Source organism: Cytobacillus oceanisediminis 2691, from assembly GCF_000294775.2.
GTDB lineage: Bacteria > Bacillota > Bacilli > Bacillales > Cytobacillaceae > Cytobacillus > Cytobacillus pseudoceanisediminis.
In genome coordinates this window covers 3,616,036-3,635,039 of sequence record NZ_CP015506.1, presented here as the reverse complement: position 1 = coordinate 3,635,039, position 19,004 = coordinate 3,616,036, and the positions used below count along the sequence as shown (strand labels likewise).

The 19,004-nt window shown below is 40.6% G+C and carries 18 protein-coding genes and 1 other annotated feature (1 of these 19 running past the window's edge); of the genes, 14 read left to right on the top strand and 4 right to left on the bottom strand.

Annotation, left to right across the window (positions count from 1 at the left end):
• Positions 1 to 106: 106 nt before the first annotated feature.
• Entirely contained in the window at positions 107 to 2,329 is a 2,223-nt protein-coding gene (locus tag A361_RS18265; protein ID WP_009336780.1) for a ribonucleoside-diphosphate reductase subunit alpha, read from the top strand.
• A gap of 11 nt (positions 2,330 to 2,340) precedes the next feature.
• On the top strand, positions 2,341 to 3,378 hold the full coding sequence (locus A361_RS18260) for a ribonucleotide-diphosphate reductase subunit beta (RefSeq protein WP_019380470.1): 1,038 nt from the start codon (positions 2,341 to 2,343) through the stop codon (positions 3,376 to 3,378).
• 53 nt (positions 3,379 to 3,431) lie between these two features.
• Here the strand turns inward: A361_RS18260 and bioB are convergent, their stop codons facing one another.
• The 3 genes from bioB to A361_RS18245 all read right to left on the bottom strand — a co-directional run bounded on the left by bioB (position 3,432) and on the right by A361_RS18245 (position 6,654).
• Positions 3,432 to 4,424 (bottom strand): biotin synthase BioB, encoded by a 993-nt coding sequence (gene bioB / locus A361_RS18255; RefSeq protein WP_019380469.1) that lies wholly within the window; start codon positions 4,422 to 4,424, stop codon positions 3,432 to 3,434.
• Positions 4,425 to 4,448: 24 nt separating this feature from the next.
• Complete coding sequence (locus A361_RS18250; RefSeq protein ID WP_019380468.1) at positions 4,449 to 5,045, bottom strand: biotin transporter BioY; 597 nt, start codon at positions 5,043 to 5,045, stop codon at positions 4,449 to 4,451.
• Between the two features lie 232 nt (positions 5,046 to 5,277).
• Positions 5,278 to 6,654, bottom strand: a complete 1,377-nt coding sequence (locus A361_RS18245; RefSeq protein ID WP_019380467.1) for a M28 family metallopeptidase — start codon at positions 6,652 to 6,654, stop codon at positions 5,278 to 5,280.
• Between the two features lie 269 nt (positions 6,655 to 6,923).
• Here A361_RS18245 and A361_RS18240 point away from each other — a divergent pair, with 269 nt between their 5' ends.
• From A361_RS18240 to A361_RS18200, 11 genes are all read left to right on the top strand, one after another.
• Positions 6,924 to 7,199, top strand: coding sequence for a DUF2188 domain-containing protein (locus A361_RS18240; RefSeq protein WP_019380466.1), 276 nt, complete (start codon positions 6,924 to 6,926; stop codon positions 7,197 to 7,199).
• Between the two features lie 424 nt (positions 7,200 to 7,623).
• Positions 7,624 to 8,376 (top strand): DeoR/GlpR family DNA-binding transcription regulator, encoded by a 753-nt coding sequence (locus A361_RS18235; protein ID WP_009333455.1) that lies wholly within the window; start codon positions 7,624 to 7,626, stop codon positions 8,374 to 8,376.
• On the top strand, positions 8,373 to 9,302 hold the full coding sequence (pfkB, locus tag A361_RS18230; RefSeq protein ID WP_019380464.1) for a 1-phosphofructokinase: 930 nt from the start codon (positions 8,373 to 8,375) through the stop codon (positions 9,300 to 9,302). Before A361_RS18235 ends, pfkB begins: the two co-directional genes overlap by 4 nt.
• A 1-nt stretch (position 9,303) precedes the next feature.
• Entirely contained in the window at positions 9,304 to 11,175 is a 1,872-nt protein-coding gene (locus A361_RS18225; RefSeq protein WP_019380463.1) for a PTS fructose transporter subunit IIABC, read from the top strand.
• A gap of 125 nt (positions 11,176 to 11,300) precedes the next feature.
• Complete coding sequence (locus A361_RS18220) at positions 11,301 to 12,659, top strand: IS1182 family transposase (protein ID WP_064328220.1); 1,359 nt, start codon at positions 11,301 to 11,303, stop codon at positions 12,657 to 12,659.
• Positions 12,660 to 13,032: 373 nt separating this feature from the next.
• Positions 13,033 to 13,899, top strand: coding sequence for a GNAT family N-acetyltransferase (locus A361_RS18215; RefSeq protein WP_019381154.1), 867 nt, complete (start codon positions 13,033 to 13,035; stop codon positions 13,897 to 13,899).
• Between the two features lie 121 nt (positions 13,900 to 14,020).
• Positions 14,021 to 14,836, top strand: a complete 816-nt coding sequence (locus A361_RS18210) for a DUF2935 domain-containing protein (RefSeq protein WP_009333459.1) — start codon at positions 14,021 to 14,023, stop codon at positions 14,834 to 14,836.
• 114 nt (positions 14,837 to 14,950) lie between these two features.
• Complete coding sequence (locus A361_RS18205) at positions 14,951 to 15,181, top strand: hypothetical protein (RefSeq protein WP_019381156.1); 231 nt, start codon at positions 14,951 to 14,953, stop codon at positions 15,179 to 15,181.
• Positions 15,182 to 15,320: 139 nt separating this feature from the next.
• Positions 15,321 to 15,404, top strand: coding sequence for a putative holin-like toxin (locus A361_RS31520; RefSeq protein WP_226280784.1), 84 nt, complete (start codon positions 15,321 to 15,323; stop codon positions 15,402 to 15,404).
• 281 nt (positions 15,405 to 15,685) lie between these two features.
• On the top strand, positions 15,686 to 15,811 hold the full coding sequence (locus tag A361_RS31290) for a hypothetical protein (protein WP_019381157.1): 126 nt from the start codon (positions 15,686 to 15,688) through the stop codon (positions 15,809 to 15,811).
• Positions 15,812 to 15,905: 94 nt separating this feature from the next.
• Positions 15,906 to 16,685: an alpha/beta fold hydrolase gene (locus A361_RS18200; RefSeq protein ID WP_009333461.1), complete on the top strand. Its 780-nt coding sequence runs from the start codon at positions 15,906 to 15,908 to the stop codon at positions 16,683 to 16,685.
• A gap of 37 nt (positions 16,686 to 16,722) precedes the next feature.
• Here the strand turns inward: A361_RS18200 and A361_RS18195 are convergent, their stop codons facing one another.
• Positions 16,723 to 17,982: an MFS transporter gene (locus A361_RS18195; RefSeq protein WP_019381158.1), complete on the bottom strand. Its 1,260-nt coding sequence runs from the start codon at positions 17,980 to 17,982 to the stop codon at positions 16,723 to 16,725.
• Between the two features lie 174 nt (positions 17,983 to 18,156).
• Here A361_RS18195 and A361_RS18190 point away from each other — a divergent pair, with 174 nt between their 5' ends.
• Complete coding sequence (locus A361_RS18190; protein ID WP_026041653.1) at positions 18,157 to 18,795, top strand: MOSC domain-containing protein; 639 nt, start codon at positions 18,157 to 18,159, stop codon at positions 18,793 to 18,795.
• Between the two features lie 60 nt (positions 18,796 to 18,855).
• Positions 18,856 to 19,004: a binding site (T-box leader), on the top strand; it runs 103 nt beyond the window's last position.

Genomic DNA, 19,004 nt, shown 5'->3' with positions numbered 1-19,004 from the left:
ACGATCGCGTAATGGCCGTTTATTCATCTTCTTCCAGCTATTATACTATCGTTTGATCCGCTCATTTTCCGGGCGGATTTTTATTTTGCCTTTAGGAGGAAGTAAGATGGTCCAAACCATACAACCGATAGAAATTTTAGAAGAACTTAAGACAGAATTTCCACAGCTCGGCATAGAGCACCTATTAAAAAGGTATGAAGAAATGAGCCAGCTGGGAGCGGAAGCAATGTATGACCAGTTTATACTGGATTGTTTATCTTTTATAAGTATTGATGAGCCTGATTGGACTTTTGCCGCGTCACGTCTGCTTCTTAAGAAGCTCTATACTGAGTCAGGAAAAAATAGAGAATGCCAGCCGGATGATTGCTACAAACATTTTTATACGTTAATTGAACGGCTGACGGCTTTAGGAATTTATGACCAGGATTTATTAGATGTGTATTCAAAGGATGAGATAAATGAACTTGCCCAATTCATAAAGAAAGAAAATGACCGCTTATTTACATATTTGGGGTTGAAAATGCTGGCTGACCGATATCTTGCCAGGGACAAACAGAAAAATCTTTATGAGCTTCCACAGGAACGGTTCATGATCATCAGCATGGTGCTGATGAAAAGGGAGCCGAAGGGTAAGCGGCTTGAACTCATTAAAGAAGCTTACTGGGCAATGAGTGGTTTGTATATGACTGTTGCCACGCCAACACTCGCTAATGCAGGGAAAAACTGGGGACAGCTTTCAAGCTGTTTCATTGAGACTGTTGATGACAGTCTTGATTCTATATATGACAGCAATACCGATATTGCATCACTGTCTAAAAATGGCGGGGGAATCGGAGTATATTTAGGGAAGATCCGCAGCAGAGGAAGTGATATTAAAGGATTTAAGGGGGCATCTTCAGGTGTGATTCCCTGGATGAAGCAGCTGAATAACACAGCAGTCAGTGTTGATCAGCTTGGACAGAGGCAGGGTGCTATAAGCGTCTATCTGGATGTCTGGCATAAAGATATCTTCTCGTTTCTTGATGCAAAGCTTAATAATGGAGATGAACGGCAACGGACACATGATTTATTCACAGGTGTCTGCATTCCGGATTTGTTTATGGAAAAAGTGGAAAGCCGGGGATATTGGTATTTATTTGATCCCCATGAAGTCCGCAAGGTAATGGGCTTTTCACTGGAGGATTTTTATGATGAAGGTGAAGGCGAAGGTTCATTCCGCCAGAAATATAAAGAGTGTATAGATAACCCGAATCTATCAAGGGAAAAAGTGCCTGCCATCGATATAATGAAATCCATCATGAGAAGCCAGCTTGAAACAGGGACACCATTTATGTTTTACCGGGATGAAGTAAATCGGAAAAATGCCAATTCACATTGCGGAATGATTTATTGTACAAACCTGTGCACTGAGATTGTACAAAACCAAAGTGTTACAAAGAGGGTTGAAGAATATACAAGGGATGGGAGAATTATTATCGAAAAACATCCAGGAGACTTCGTTGTCTGCAATCTTTCATCCATCAATCTTGCAAGGGCCATAAGTGAGGGAGTACTTGAAAGGCTTGTGCCAATTCAGGTGCGAATGCTTGATAATGTCATTGATATTAATAGTATTCCGGTGCCTCAGGGCCAGATCACAAACCAGAAGTACCGTGCGATTGGACTGGGGACTTTTGGATGGCACCACCTTCTTGCACTGAAAAAAATCACATGGGAAAGCGAAGAAGCAGAAAAATTCGCTGACATTCTATATGAGCAAATTGCTTTTTTAGCGATAAAAAGTTCTATGGATCTGGCTAAAGAAAAAGGAAGCTATTCAGCCTTTAAAGGTTCTGATTGGGAAACGGGTGCTTACTTTGAAAAGAGGGGATATCTGGAGGCAGAGTCAGACATGGACTGGGCTGCATTGAGCAAAGAGGTAAGTGAAAACGGTGTTCGAAATGCCTATTTGCTGGCGGTTGCACCTAATGCATCAACTGCTTTAATTGCAGGAAGCACTCCAAGTATTGATCCTATATTCAACAAGCAGTACTCCGAAGAGAAAAAGGATTATCGGATCCCTGTGACAGCTCCCGATATTAACAGTGAGACCATTTGGTATTACAAATCTGCCTATCATATTAACCAGGAGTGGAGCATCAGGCAGAATGCAAACAGACAAAAACATATAGATCAAGCTATTTCATTTAATTTCTATATACCGAACCATATTAAAGCAATCGATCTTTTAAATCTGCATCTTTCAGCATGGAAGAAAAAATTAAAAACAACGTATTATATCCGATCAACTTCATCTGAGATTGAAGACTGTGAATCTTGCTCAAGCTAAAGGAGGACGTTATGAATACTCTAGAAAAACGGCCAATTATTAATCAATCGGCGCCAAACAAATCAACATCAATCATCAATGGGGAATGCTCCAATATTCTTAATTGGGATGATGTACGCTTCTCCTGGGCCTATCCAAAGTATAAAAAAATGCTCGCTAACTTTTGGACGCCTTTTGAAATAAACATGTCACAGGACATTAAGCAATTTCCGGAATTAACGAAAAGTGAACAAGAGGCATTTTTGAAAATTATTGGCCTGCTTGCATTGCTCGACAGTATCCAGACGGATTATGCCGGAAAAGTTGCTGATTATATTACCGACTCAAGCATATCGGCACTCATGATCATACTTGCACAGCAGGAGGTGATTCATAATCACTCATATTCGTATGTTCTATCAAGCCTTGTTCCCAAACAAAAACAGGATGAGGTTTTTGAATTCTGGCGTACAGAACCTATATTAGCTGAAAGAAATGAATTTGTTGTGAACGGATATAAAGATTTTGCTGAGAATCCAAGTGCAGAGAACCTGCTTAAATCTATTGTGTTTGATGTCGTTCTGGAGGGGCTTTTCTTTTATTCAGGCTTTGCATTCTTTTATCACCTGGCCAGAAATCAGAAAATGGTAGCCACCTCAACGATGATTAATTACATCAACCGGGATGAACAAATTCATGTAGATTTGTTTGTTAAAATTTTTAAAGAAATTCTGCAGGAAAATCCGGAACTTAATACTAATGAATTAAGTAAATTCGTCCAGGAGACTTTTAAAAGAGCTGCTGAACTGGAGATTGAATGGGCCCGCGATGTGATCGGCAGCAAAACAGAAGGCATCCTGCTGTCTGACGTTGAAGCTTATATCAAATTTTATGCCAATATCCGCTGCAATCAGCTGGGATATGAACGGCCGTTTGAAGGCTACCGGACCAATCCGCTCCGCTGGATAGTAGCTTATGAGCAGGTTGACCATGGGAAGTCCGATTTCTTTGAACAAAAATCGCGGCAATATACAAAAGTTCAAATTGATAATGGCTTTGATGAATTATAAACCTTATCCGGATATAAAAAAAAAGATTCTGCTGTTGCGCAGAATCTTTTTTTTCATGAGAATACTGGTTCCCCAGATACAAAATCAATCTCAAAACCCAGATCCTTCAGCATTTGGTGATCCGCTGTGCTTTCCTGACCTGCTGTGGTTAAGTAATCTCCTACGAAAATAGAATTAGCAGGATAAAGCCCGAGCGGCTGAAGGCTCCTAAGATTCACCTCTCTGCCTCCGGATATTCTGATTTCCTTTGATGGATTGATAAAACGCATCAGGCAAAGCACCTTCAGACAATAGCGGGGATTCAAATCATCTGTCCCTTCTAAGGGCGTCCCATCAATTGCATGCAAAAAGTTAACCGGGATTGAGTCGGCATCCAGGGCTTTTAGGCTTTTGGCCATCGCTACGACGTCTTCCCTGGTTTCTTTCATGCCAATAATTACCCCGGAACACGGTGAAATACCTGCGTCCTTTATTAATTGGACCGTATTGACTCTGTCACGGTATGTATGGGAGGTAGTGATGCTCTCATGATGATTTTCAGAAGTGTTAATATTGTGATTATAGCGGTCGACCCCAGCCTCCTTGAGCTTTTCAGCCTGATCAGGCTTTAGAAGCCCGAGACAGGCGCAGACCTTCATGTTATAGTTATCCTTAATTTCTTTAACCGCTGAAATTACTTCATTTAGCTCCCTATTGCTCGGACCTCTTCCGCTTGCAACGATGCAATAGGTTCCAACATTTAGCTGATGTGCCTGTTTTGCACCCTGGATGATAGATTCCTTATCCATCATCCTGTATTTTTCAATAGGTGCTGTTGAGATGCTGGATTGTGAGCAATAGCCGCAGTTTTCAGGACATAGGCCTGATTTGGTATTAATAATCATATTTAATTTAACATGATTCCCATAATGATGATGGCGGATTTTATAGGCGCTGTGCAATAGATTCAGCAGCTCTTCATCTGGACAATTTAAAACATCCATTGCCTCCGAGTCTGTAAGTTCATGTCCTTCCAGTACGTCAAGTGCTAACTGTTGGAAATTCATATGTATCCTCCTTAGTAAAATTGTTTATGCTGCTCGGTTCATTTTTCTGAACTGACTGCTTGCAAATACTCTATGCTCCAGACGATGGGCCATTAACCCGGCAAAAACAGAGAGAATTATGTCTTTTGGAAGGGGGACCGCCATCCACAGCCATGCCAAATGATAGGTAAATCCCTCAGGTGCTGTAAACCAAAGTTTATAGGCCATATACATCCAATTCGTCCCAAAAACATAATTGATCACCATTCCGATTAAAGCTGCAGTAATATACACCGGAACAGATTTTTTCTTTTCTATCAATTTGCCGGTGACATAGGCTGTTACTATAAACGATAAGATAAAACCGAAAGTGGGGCTTAATAAGGAAGCAAAACCGCCGCCGAATTTTGAAAATACAGGGGCGCCTGCAAGCCCGGCAAAAGCATAGACAGCCATAGTAATAGCCCCTAATCGGCTACCTAAAATAGCCCCTGCCAGAATGGCAAAAAAAGTCTGCAAAGTAATAGGCACTCCCCCAATAACTAAAAATGGGACAAATGAAGTGATATTTGCTCCAACCGCCATTAGGCCAACAAACATGCCAGCCAATGTTAAATCAATCGTTCTTAAACCTGTCTTCATAAAATGCCTCCTGATAGATTTGTATTTATACAATTTAGAATAATAGCAGCAAACGTTTATTGTCAACTTAATTTTATAATAGGTTAACATATATATTTGGTTAAGGTGTGTAAACGTATGGTATGGCATATTGAATGGAGGTTAGGGAGAGAAGAAATCGGGGTTAGGCATGGAGTTTCTTTTTTGCTAATAAACCAGCCGCCGGCAATTGGCCAGCGGCTGGATAAAAGCATTAATTATTGCCTTGTGTTTTTTTTCGGACAACATCAAAAAGTCCGGAACCGATGATATCAAGTGCTGATTGCATTCTTTCTGCAGAGATATTATCTTCGATAGTATCCTGCGGTGTATGATAGACTTTTTCAATATGGTAAACAAGCGGATCCCAGCTGTCTATGCCCATCCAGATAAAAAGGGCCGCAGGAATGCCGGCATTATGGAAAGGAACATGGTCACTCGATCCGAATTTGCCTGGGAGAATATCCGAATTGCCCAAGCGTGCCCCAGCATGACCAGTTGAAGAAGTTACAATGTTTTGGCTGCCGTCTGGTGTCATGGCATATAGGTTTGTAGCCTTTTCATAATTTGTAGCAACCATATCAGGAACAAAAACAGCTTCTATTTGATCTTTTTGTGTCTCTGTTAACTGATCTACATAATATCTTGCTCCTAAAAGTCCGCGTTCCTCAGATCCAAATGCAATGAATTTAAGGGTTTTGTCTGTATTGTATCCTTTATAAACTCTGGCAAGTTCAAGCATTAACCCTACACCGGAAGCATTATCATTCGCACCTGGAGCACCCACCACACTATCATGATGGGCACCTAGTATAACCTCTTTTGTATCTTCATCTTTTGATTTAGCTTCCTTGGTTGCAATTACATTTACCGATTTAAGATCCTTATAATGTTTTGCTGACAGGGAGAGCTCAACTGCACCTTGCTCCATTTGTTCCTTGAGCCATTCTCCATGAATATAGGAAGCCCCAAAAACCGGGATATCATATTCCGATGTAAGGTTAGGATTAAAAGTTTGTCCGTAATTGCCGCGGCTTCCAACAAGGCTTTGGAGAATCACACCAGCTGCCCCTGCCTCAACTGCTTTGGCTACCTGCTCTCGGTATCCGGCTGTAGTATCTGCTCGAGCCAGAAGAACTATTTTACCTTCGGCTCCCTGGAAATTCTCATTTTCCACAAAGATGACTTCTGCATGAACTGGCGTATCGCTGATTGCTCCGTTTGGTGCAGCGCCCATTTCCCATACCGTCCCATCTTCAAATGCTGCACTGCCTATGAATTGATCTGCTACTGGAAAGTATTGAAATTCAACATCATAGCCATAACTTTTGAGTGTATTGGCAATATACTCTGCCGATTTTTTTTCATTTTCTAATCCGCCGGGTCTTGTCCCGATTTCTTCCGATAGATACCTCACGTGTTCGATAGCACGTTCAGCATTTACTCTGGCAATAATCTTCTGATCTTGCGAGTGGGATGAATTTCCATTTTCATTACTTAGCGGGGCAGCATACCCGATTGTGCCAAAAGCTAAAGAAGCTGCTAGAGCCGCTGCTAATATCTTGGGAGATTTTCGACTATTTCTTGACATAATACCCTCCTGAAATTTAGTGGTTTTTCGATTCCCTAACGATTCCTAGTTTAGTAGAAAATGGTATTTTTTGAATAGAGTACTAATTCCTATGGGGTAAGCCTATTTTTGCGACACTATGTGTCAAATTTATATAATAAAAGACAAAATCTATTGGGAAATTATTACTGTTTATGGCGAGAGACTTTGTGTTTTTTTACTCCCTAAAAGGGTAAAGTGATAGTACTCATCGATAGATGAAAGTTCATTTATATAAAGGAGGTATAAACATGGCAAATCGTAAAAGCAACATTCACAGTGATGAACAGGAACAATATTTTAAGGACAGAGCAGGTACAGATGAAGCAAGATTCCATGTAGTACCGCACGATGAGGAAGGATGGGCAGTCAAAAAGGAAGGGCAAAACGAGCCTGAGTATACTGCAGAGTCACAGTCAGAAGCGGTGGAGAAAGCGAAGAGCATGGCAGAAGAAGCGGGGACAATGGCAATACTGCATAATGAAGATGGAAAAATAGATGATCTCGTAAATTATGAAGATAAATAATCGGTCTTATAGAAGGGCACTGCCATTGAGCAGTGCTCTTTTCCTGTTCTGGAAGGCTAATGGAAAGAGATTCTATTTCCAAAACAAAAAAATTCCGCTTTCAAAAAGAAAGCGGATCAAAAAAGAGACCTTGGAACGAGTTAATTCTTAAATTAAAACAATATATAGTATCTGTGGTTGAACAAGAAACTATATATTGTTATTTTTGATTCTAGCATAATCAGACGGATAGAGCAAACTATTATTTTAATATATTTAAAATAATCCACTATTTTAATAATTATTGAGTTAATAATCGTAAAACAATCAAAAACGTTCGATATTTGAACGCTTTTGATTGTTTTTGAATGAAAATGATTGATTTTTGCAATCGGTTTCAGTATGATGTAATCAAGAGGAGCAACACATTCCAGGGGGTGATGTTTTGTTAACACCAGAGCGCCACAAATTGATTCTGCAGCTTTTAAAAGAAAAAGGTGTAGTGAAAATTCAGGATCTCGTTGATATGACAGAAACATCGGAATCAACAATCAGAAGGGACCTGACTCAGCTTGAGGAAGGAAAATACTTAAAAAGGATACATGGAGGGGCTGCCAGGCTTCAGGGAAAGCTCCAGGAACCCAGCATGTCTGAAAAATCCGCCAGAAACCTTCAGCAAAAGCGCCAAATCGCCCAATATGCTGCAAGTCTTGTTGAAGAAGGTGATTCCATCTATCTGGATGCAGGCTCGACAGTTACTGAAATGATTCCTTTCTTGCCTGCAAAAGAAATTGTAGTTGTAACGAACGGATTAATGCATATCAACGCATTGCTGGAACGAAATATAAAAACGTTTTTAATTGGCGGTTTTGCCAAGAGCCAGACAAAAGCCATCATTGGCAGGGGGGCATTGGAAAGCCTCGAAAATTATCGATTTGATAAATGTTTTATGGGGGTTAATGGCATCCATCCTCAATTCGGATACACCACACCGGATCAGGATGAGGCCATGATTAAGCAAATGGCCATTTCGCTTTCAAGGGAGGCATTCGTGCTTGCCGATGATACGAAGTTTTCAGAAATCGCATTTGCCAAGATTGCCGATTTGCATACAGCAGCAATTATTACTAATGAACTGAATGAGGATCAGCAAGAGCCTTATATCAGCAAAACTACAATAAAGGTCGTGACAGCATGATACACACATTGACGCTAAATCCGTCAGTGGACTACATCTTAGAATTGGATGAGATAATAGTCGGCGGTCTTAACCGCATGCAGCATGATACAAAGTTCCCTGGAGGAAAAGGGATAAATGTTTCCAGAGTGCTGAACAGAATGGATGTTAAAAGCAAGGCCCTTGGCTTTGCAGGCGGATTTACAGGAGAGTATATTGTTGATTGCTTAAACAAGGAGAATATTCAAACTGACTTTGTCCAAGTTGCTGGTGACACAAGAATCAATGTAAAGATCAAGACAAAGACGGAAACAGAAATCAATGCCAAAGGGCCGGCCATTTCAGGAAGGAATTTCGAGGATCTGAAAAATAAGATCCGCAGCCTGTCAGAAGAAGATTTGCTTGTTCTGGCTGGCAGCATTCCATCTACATTGCCGGAATCAACTTATGAAGAGCTGGTAAGAATTTGTTTAGAAAACGGGACGGCTTTTGTGGTGGATGCAGAGGGAGAATTACTGAAAAAGGTCCTTCCATACAAACCGTTTTTAATAAAGCCTAATCACCATGAATTAGGTGATTTATTCAAGACAGAATTTACTTCCGCAAAAGAAGTTATCCCATATGGACAGAAACTTGTAGAAATGGGCGCACAGAATGTAATTGTTTCATTAGCCGGCAAGGGAGCAGTCTTGATTTCTGATGAAGCAGCGTATATTTCAAGCGTTCCAAATGGGGAAGTGAAAAGTTCTGTAGGTGCAGGAGATTCCATGGTAGCCGGATTTCTTGCAGCTTATGAAAAAAACAAAAATATAGAAAAGGCTTTTCAATACAGTGTTGCTTCCGGAAGCGCTACGGCTTTTTCACTTGGTCTTTGCACAAAGGAAAAAGCAGAGGAATTGCTTTCTCAGGTTTCGATTGAAAAGGTCAGCCTAAAAGGGGAGATTTAGGATGAGAATAACAGAATTACTGACAAGAGATACGATTCTGCTCTCATTGAGCGGAACAGGCAAAATGGATGCCATAAATGGATTGGTAAACCAGCTTGATCAAGCAGGAAAGCTTCATGACAGTTCTGCCTTTAAGAATGCAATTTTAAAAAGGGAAGAACAAAGCACAACAGGTATCGGTGACGGAATAGCTATTCCGCATGCAAAAACTGGTGCGGTCAAGGAGCCTGCTATTGCATTCGGCAAATCAGAAGCAGGAGTGGATTATGAATCACTTGACGGTCAGCCCGCACATCTATTCTTTATGATTGCAGCCCCGGAAGGAGCAAACAATACACATCTGGAAGCTCTATCCAGGCTTTCATCAATACTAATGAACGAGGAAGCACGCAAAAAACTCCAAAATGCTGCTTCTGCAGACGAAGTTATTGGAATTATAGACAGCTATGACGAGACAGAAGAAGAGGAAGTCCAAAATATTGCAGACAGTAAACGATTTGTTGTTGCTGTAACAGCCTGCCCAACAGGAATTGCCCATACTTATATGGCGGCTGATTCCCTAAAAGCCAAGGCAGCTGAAATGGGCGTTGATATTAAAGTTGAAACAAATGGCTCCAGCGGTGCTAAAAATGTTCTGACACCAGAAGAAATCGCGAATGCGGCAGCAGTTATAGTCGCAGCAGATACAAAGGTTGAGATGGAGCGATTCAGCGGGAAGCATGTCCTTGAAACGGCAGTTGCTGATGGCATCCGAAAACCTCAGGAACTAATCGAAAAAGCGCTAAAGCAGGATGCGCCGGTATACAAGGGCGGAAGCGCGGACAGCAGCGGAAAAGCAGATAATAAAAAAGAACAAAAAGCAGGAATTTATAAGCATTTGATGAATGGGGTTTCCAACATGCTTCCATTTGTTGTTGGCGGCGGAATACTCATTGCCATTTCCTTTATGTTCGGATATAAAGCAGCAGATCCTAATGATCCGTCGTATCATCCTATCGCAGAAGCACTGATGACCATTGGGGGAGGAAATGCATTTGGATTGATTGTTCCAATACTTGCAGCGTTCATTGCCATGAGTATTGCTGACCGTCCCGGCTTTGCTGCAGGCGCAGTCGGCGGAATGATGGCAGCATCTGGAGGCGCTGGATTCCTTGGCGGCATCATAGCCGGCTTCCTTGCAGGTTATGTAGTAGTTGGGTTGAAAAAAGTCTTTGCTGGTCTGCCTTCATCACTTGAAGGAATTAAAACGATTTTGCTCTATCCGCTCTTTGGAATTGCGTTCACGGGATTGCTGATGCTTTATGTTGTCAACAAACCAGTTGGCGCATTAAATACTGCTATCACCGAGTGGCTTTCAGGTCTTGGTACTGGAAATGCTGTATTGCTTGGAGTAGTCCTTGGGCTGATGATGGCATTTGATATGGGCGGCCCGGTTAATAAATCGGCTTACGTATTTGGTACAGGGCTGCTTGCAAATGGAGTATATGAACCAATGGCAGCCATTATGGCGGCGGGGATGGTTCCGCCTCTTGCCATCGCGCTTGCTACTACTTTATTCAAAAATAGATTTTCAAAACAGGAACAGGATGCAGGAAAAGCAAATTACATCATGGGATTTTCGTTTATCACAGAAGGCGCAATCCCGTTCGCAGCAGCAGATCCATTGCGTGTCATCCCGTCCATCATGGCAGGATCAGCCGTGGCAGGTGCCATCTCAATGATGGCTGGAGTCGGATTAAGGGCACCGCACGGCGGAGTCTTTGTCGTCCCTCTCGTCGATGGCCCATGGGGAATTTACCTTGCAGGAATAATAGCAGGTGCTCTTTTGTCTGCGATCCTTATCGGGTTTCTGAAAAAACCTTTAAATAAATAATGAATAACTAAAGCCGGTACTTAATGTATCGGCTTCAGGCTGTCGACAAACTCGATGAAAATCGTGCTTGTCTGCAGTCTTTTTTATTTTAAAATAGAAGTAATACAATGCTTGAGGTGATTTAAATGCTTTCAAAACATAATCCAATTCAACGGGATCAAATTGAAATGGTTGCTTTAGACGAACTTGTACCGGCGGACCATTTGGTCCGCAAAATTGAAGCGGCGATTAATTTCTCATTCATCTATGACTTGGTAAAAGATAAGTATTCAGAAAAAGGCCGCCCAAGTATTGACCCTGTAATATTAATTAAACTCACATTTATTCAATATACCTTCGGTATTCGCTCCATGCGTCAAACAATTGAAGAATTGAAAACGAATATGGCTTATCGATGGTTTTTAGGATATGGCTTTCACGATAAAGTTCCTCACTTCTCAACTTTCGGTAAAAATTATGAGCGCCGATTTAAAGACAGCGATCTCTTTGAACAAATATTTTACCGAATCTTAAAAACCGCAGCTGAAAAGAATTTAATTAGTGCTGAACACGTTTTTGTAGATTCTACTCATGTAAAAGCGAGTGCAAATAAACGCAAATTTGAAAAGAAAGTTGTTCGAAAAGAAACCCGTGCTTATCAAGAACGCCTTCAAGAGGAGATTAACCAAGACCGCGAGGATCATGGAAAAAAGCCGATTCCACCAGATAAGTTTGATAAAGAAGAATACAAAGAAATCAAGGAAAGTACAACAGATCCAGAGAGTGGCTACTATGTAAAAGATGAGCGTACAAAACAGTTCGCTTATTCTTTCCATGCGGCCGCAGACCGCAACGGCTTCGTGTTAGGCGCAATTGTAACCCCTGGTAACACGCATGATAGTCATATTTTAGAGCCATTGGTAGAACAAGTCATTGAGAAAGTTAGTAAACCAAAAGCTGTTGCGGCAGACGCAGCCTATAAAACACCTGCTATCACGAGCTACTTATTGAAAAACGACATCACACCTGCTTTACCTTACACACGACCTCGCACAAAAGAGGGTTTCTTCAGAAAACATGAGTATGCTTATGATGAGCATTTTGACTGTTACATTTGCCCAACTGGTGAGATATTAAAATATACTACAACTACAAAGGAAGGGTATCGTCAATATAAATCAGATCCTCGAATTTGTGCTGGATGCCCTTTCTTGTCTCAATGCACACAGAGTCAAGCACATCAAAAAATGATTCAACGTCATGTGTGGGAGGAACATGTGGAAGAAGCAGATCATCTTCGCCACCATCAAGACGTCAAACCGATCTATGAAAAACGCAAAGAAACAATTGAACGAGTATTCGCAGATGCAAAAGAAAAGCATGGCATGCGTTGGACAACCCTCAGGGGACTTAAAAAAATGTCGATGCAGGCGATGCTTACTTTCGCTGCCATGAATTTGAAGAAAATGGCCAACTGGACTTGGCAAGGTCCAGAAATGGCCTAAATGATAACCTCGGAGAGGTCTGCAATTCTCTGTAATTACTTGAAGTCCTACAAAAAATCAAAAAAAGAGTTCGGAATGAGACTATTCCGAACTCTTTTTGTCTACAAACTGAAGCCGGTACTTAATGTATCGGCTTTTTTTTTTAGAAAATTCCTTTTAGAAAAGATTGAAAAAACAGAAAATAAATGATTAAATTAAAATAAACTAATCAGTCTATTTTATTATATGAATAAATAAACTACCCAGTCTGTATAATTGGAGGTGTGAAACCATGGCCATTATCATTGTTATTAGAAGAGGGAACAAACATAAATAACCAGCCATTAGATGCACACCAAGTAAAACATCAGAAAACACATGAAGGAGAGCGTTTATGAAAATAAAAAAACTTTCTCAAGTTACCCTGGAGGAGGCGCTGACTGCCTGGAATAAAGGCTTTGAAGGTTATATAGTTCCAATAAAAATGGATACCCAGGCCTTTGTTAATCGAATCGCATCTGAGGGACTTTCGCCTGAAAAATCCATTGTCGTTTTTATGCACGGCGAACCTTGCGGAATCATATTGAATGGGTTCCGTGAGATTAACGGCAGGAAAATTGCCTGGAACGGAGGCACCGGGATCGCACCACAATACAGGGGAAAAGGTCTTTCTGCAGCCATGATGTCAGAGGTGCTTAGCATATATAAAGCTGAAAATGTACACACTGCTGTTCTTGAAGCAATTGAAGAAAATGAGAGAGCGATTAAGCTGTACAAAAAAGCCGGCTATGCAATTACTGATCAATTGCTTTATCTAAACAAGAAGCTAACACATAAAGAAATAGGCTCATTGACGGAAAGCCATTTAGCAATAAAAAAGATATATCCTGAACAGCTTCAGTCAATCAGCTTTTATGACAGCGATGCTGCCTGGCAGTGCCAGTGGCAAAGTGCGAAACAAGGGGAAGCTGCTGTGCTTATGAGTGAAGATGGGAAAGAGGAAGGCTATATTTTATACAAAAGAGTGCTGGAAGCAGCAGGACGTACAGAACGCATTATTATTTATCAGCTAAATTTTACGGATGGCAGTGCATATGAGGCAATGACTGAAAGTATTCTGGGCCAGCTGTTCCTTGATCAGGATGATTCGATTGATTTCACTGCAGTTAATATTTCTGTTTCCAATCCCGCATCGAAAGCTTTGCTTAAAATGGGATTTGAAAAAAAGATTGGCCAGGTAATGATGAAAAAAACACTATAGGATGCATCATTCCTAGTTAAGATTCCCCCTTTCTGCAAAAAATTAAGTTACCAATTAATTTTTGAGATTCGTGCTTATAGGCATAAATTCTAATGGTTACTGATATGTTTTTATGAGTAAGATGGAAAGGGGAGATATTTTGGCTGCTGGATTTGAAAATGCTGCAAAATTTGAACATGGATTTTGGCTTCAGATTTTGGGTGATCATGCACGCTTCATACATGATTCACTATCACCAAAGGAAAAAGACAGCATTGAAAGAGCAAATTACTTTATACAAACCTTCGATCAGCTATTAGGAAGGGTTGAAGTGGATAACCTGGAGCAATTGAGCCGGAGGGCAGAACAGGAAGCTAAAAAGCTCAGGGAATTTAAATTGAACCTACTTGAACGTCATCTGATAGGGAAAATTTCCATTCATCTTGGTCCTGTTTTTATAAACCATATGGTCAATGAACTTGAAGAATATATGCTTGTCCTTCAATATTTAAAAAAAGGGGAAGTCCCGCCTGTATTTCATGAGCTTCACCACCATTTAATCTGGCTTCTGGATGCAGCTGGCCATGCTGGAGCCATATCAGATAATATGGAAAGTGTTGAGAAGAAAATAAAAAAAATCAGTGATGGCTATACTAAGGATTTTGAAGCATTCTATTTAAAGGCGGTTGAAATGTCCGGCTTCCTTCGGACGAATGTTGAGTCATTCCCGGCACTTCAAAAGTTCAACAGCGATGTTGCACTTGAAATATCTTTGTTTATGAACTTTCTCAATGAAATTGAGGAGCTTGAATTGAGCAAAGAGGCATTGGGGACATTTGCAGCTTTAATGGCTGATCACATGTACCGTGAAGAATGCTATTACCTGTCAAAGCTTGCTGAGTCCACTCAGTCTGAAAAACCGAAATGTGATCCGGCAAAGCCGAGGCTTAAAGAATAATTTCAATGCTGCCAATTTGGCAGTTTTTTTTTGCATTAAGAACATGCGTCAGTGTTTTCTGGGTAAAAAGAGTATAAAAAGGCTGATATCATGAAACTGGTAAGATGGAGTTACATGCGGAGAAATCAGGTAAAGGGATTGTTTGACTGTTTTCCTGAAGCGGTCATCATTTTTAAAAGAATAAAGAATTATTATTTTATCCACAGTGCTGAATGGACAGGCAGTCCGCAGTTAATTGCTAAGCAGCAGATGGAGGAAATGGAGTATTTGCTTAATAAAGAAATGGGTTTTCTTCGTGGATATCTACAAAGGAAATCTGCAGGCGATAAAGATAGTGAAACTTGAAAAAATAGGAAAGAAGAATCAATTTTCCTAAAATAGAACACGTGTTCGACTAAATGGACAAGGTTGTGTTATAATAAAGAAGCAATGGGAGTTTCTCAAGGGTGGTCGGCTAGCCCCGTATGAAAGGGGGTGATGCCTTTTGACAGTTTTCGAATCGATCATGATGATGATTTCCTTTTCTAGTCTGATCATTGCTGTCATGACTTTTAACCATAAAAAATAGACCTCCCTTGATCTGACAATTGAGGGAGAGGTCTATGTCTTTGACAGGCCGATCCCCTAAGGGAACGACTATTGCGAATGACCGTGGGTGCGGCAACACCTGCGGTCGTTTTTTTTATTCATATTCTTAATTCAAGAATATCATATACGGTTCAGAAAGTCACGGAAATAAGCATAATCGCATGATTACTTATAGTATATGCAGATTCCAGCTGAAAATCCATAATGATTCGAATCCTAATGTGCCATACTATAATGGCAGTACTTTAAAGGAGGATTAACATGACAAAACGCAATATTAAGACTAAATCCGGATTGCAGAGCACAAACAAGAGCATAAACGATATGGAGTTCTCAAAAGAGTTTGATCAGCAAAGCAAAAAAGCTAAGAAGACAAGACCTAACTGATGTTGGAAATAAAGAATTGACCGAGATGGGGCAGACTAAAACTGTCCCATTTTTATATGGAACAGGAGGCTTTTGAGCCATCTATGTTTTGTGAATGGAAAGGACGATTCTTGTGCCAGCATGTATTTATGAGGATACAAAGATATTTTATGAAACGATGGGAAAAGGGGTACCGATAATCTTTATACATCCGCCTGCCATGGGGAGAAAGGTATTTTATTATCAAGGCCTGCTGGCTGAGCATTTTCAGGTTGTTTTTCCTGATTTAAGCGGGAATGGAGATACCATCGGTCCCGAGAAAACAGTAACCATTCAGGGCTATGCAGAAGAGGTTAAAGCTGTATTAGACCACTTGGAAATTGAAAAAGCCGTTATCCTGGGTTATTCCTCTGGAGGCATAATTGCTCAGGAATTTGCTCTTTCTTTTCCTGAAAGGACACTTGGTGTCATACTATCTGGCGGATTTCCAGAGGTTTTATCAGAAACTTTCAAATATGAGCATATAATGGGAATGTATTTCGTGAAACATTTTCCTGGTTTTCTGCGGTATGTAATAGCAGCAAGTCACACAAATGATCCAAAAGTCAGAAAAGATATTCTGGAACACATGAAAAAGGCGAATCATACTATGTGGTTTCAATTTTACGATAGGTCGCTCCACTATTCATGCACGGATCGCCTGAGGAACTTGAGTGTCCCCCTTCTCCTGATATATGGATCAAGAGATTTTGTTAATCAGCATATTAGGAGCTATAGGAGATATGTCAGCTTTCAGGCGGCAATAATCAAAGGTGTTTCCCACCAGGCGCCAACCAAAAAGTGGCAGCTTTTCAACCAGGTTGTAACTGGTTTTGTACAGCAGCATTTTAAATAAAAAAATCCGTATCGTCATTGCACGATACGGATTTTTTTTAGCCCTCATTTGCGTCAGGTTTGATTGCTATAATGGCTGCTAGGGCAGCAAGAATGGTTATCCCGCTTAATATATAAAAAAGCCCTTGATCAGAATGCTTCATCAGAATGGCAATGGCCGGCGGGCCTCCGGCAACGCCTATAAACCTCATTGAACTGTATAAAGAAGTAATGGTTCCACGTTCTTCTTTTGCAATTCCTTCGGTAATCAGTGCATCCAACGAAGGCAATGCAACGCCTATGCCAATTCCGGCAAACAGGAACATGCTGATCATAAACCACATGTTGTTTGAAAAGCTTAAGATTGCAGTGGCAGCTGCCACAAGCACTGAGCCTAAAAATATGATCCACTTCATCAGTATTTTATTTTCTTTTATTTTTTTTCCTGTCAGATAGGAGGAAAGGCATAGTGCGCCAAGCGGGACAGCTAGGAGAAGCCCTTTTTTAACATCTTTAATATCGTATGTCTTTTCAAGCACATCAGATAAATAAAAAAGTATCCCAAAAAGCACAAACATAAGAATGGCACCTATTAAGAAAATAGCATATAGCCATTTTCCGTTGTTTTTAAAGGTATCCTTGATATTGCTCCAAAATTTCTTTAGAGGAAGCGGCTCTTCTCTTTTATTTGGCGTTTTTACAAGAAAGAAAACCAGCAGGATTGAAATCGTACAAAAAACCGGAAACGAAAAAAACGGTAAAAACCATATAAACCCTGCAAGAAATGCTCCAAGTATAGGCGATAGAACTTTTCCAAAAGTATTGGAAGTTTCAATAAGTCCAAGGGAACTGCTGACATCATCATCATTTTTAAACATATCCCCTACTAAAGGCATAACAATTGGTGCCGCACCAGCTGCCCCAACACCCTGCAATGCCCTCCCAGCTAATATGATCCAATAAGCATCCGCCATTTTCCATGCCGCCCATCCGGAGATCAGCCCGCCAATTCCTGCAATGAACAGACTTGGTATAATGACTTTTTTACGGCCGATATGATCCGATAAAAAGCCTGCGATTGGAATCAAAATAATGGCTACAATACTATAAACGGTAATAATCATGCTGGATTGGAATGCAGAAATATTTAGTTTATTTTCCATCGCCGGCAGTACAGGAATCAGCATGGAATTCCCAAGTGTCATAACGAGAGGAATTGAAGAAAGTGAAAGAATGGCCCATTTTTGGTTATGAACATCATCACCTGACTTCTTTTTAGCTTTGGAATTTACAGATTGTAAATTTTCAACATGCTCCATATTTCTGACCTTCCTTTTCGTTAATCAAACTAGTCTTAATATGAGCTAATTGCAGGAAAACTAACTAGAAAAACCTCTGTCTTTTTATGGGAAAATTCAAATTCTGGAAAAATATGTTTCGATTTACTAAAAGGAAAGCGTTAAAATATATAGAAAAGCGAATCTGGCGGGGGGATAAATGTGAAAGAAATTATTAGTTTAAGCATAGGGAAACCGAAAAAGCACAGCTGGAAAAACCGTGAGGAAATATCGGGAATAGGCAAAGAAAAAATTGAAAGTGCGTTCTTAACGAAGGATGGTTTCCTAGGGGATGGAGTGGCAAACACTGATTTTCATGGCGGCCCCGACCGGGCAGTTTGCCTATACCCGTTCGAACATTACGGGATGTGGGAAAAAGAATTTAAAAAGACATTCTGTCCCCCGGCATTTGGTGAAAATATTTGTGCGGGTAATATGCTGGAAAAGGATGTTTTTATAGGTGATACCTTTTCGCTTGGTGAATCTGTTATCCAAATAACACAGGGCCGCATTCCATGTTCAACCATATCAAAGCATAACGAAGAAGATCGGCTTTTAAGCAGAATTGTTGAAACATGCTTTACAGGCTACTTTTTCAGAGTGCTGAAGGAAGGAACTGTAACAGCAGGCAGCGTTCTTAAGCTCGAAGAAAGAAAGCAGGAAAAGGTATCGGTTCTGCAAGGAAATTTTATCATGTTCCATGACCGCAAAAACCGTAAAGCAATTGAAGAACTCCTGCAGATTGAGGCACTTGCAGCTGTCTGGAGAGAAAAGCTGGAAAAAGCTCTATTATAAAAAAGTGAAAAATATCCTTGACATTTTTCATTTATCGGAATAGTATAATAAGCAATATATCGATCGGCAATGACAAAGAGTAGTAGCTGCAGTGGAAGCTAAAGAGAGCTGATGGTTGGTGCAAATCAGTGTGGAAACAGCAGTGAATGGACTTTCGAGCCTCCAAACCGAACCTTTTTAAGCAGTAGGCTTTGGCGAACGGTCTCATC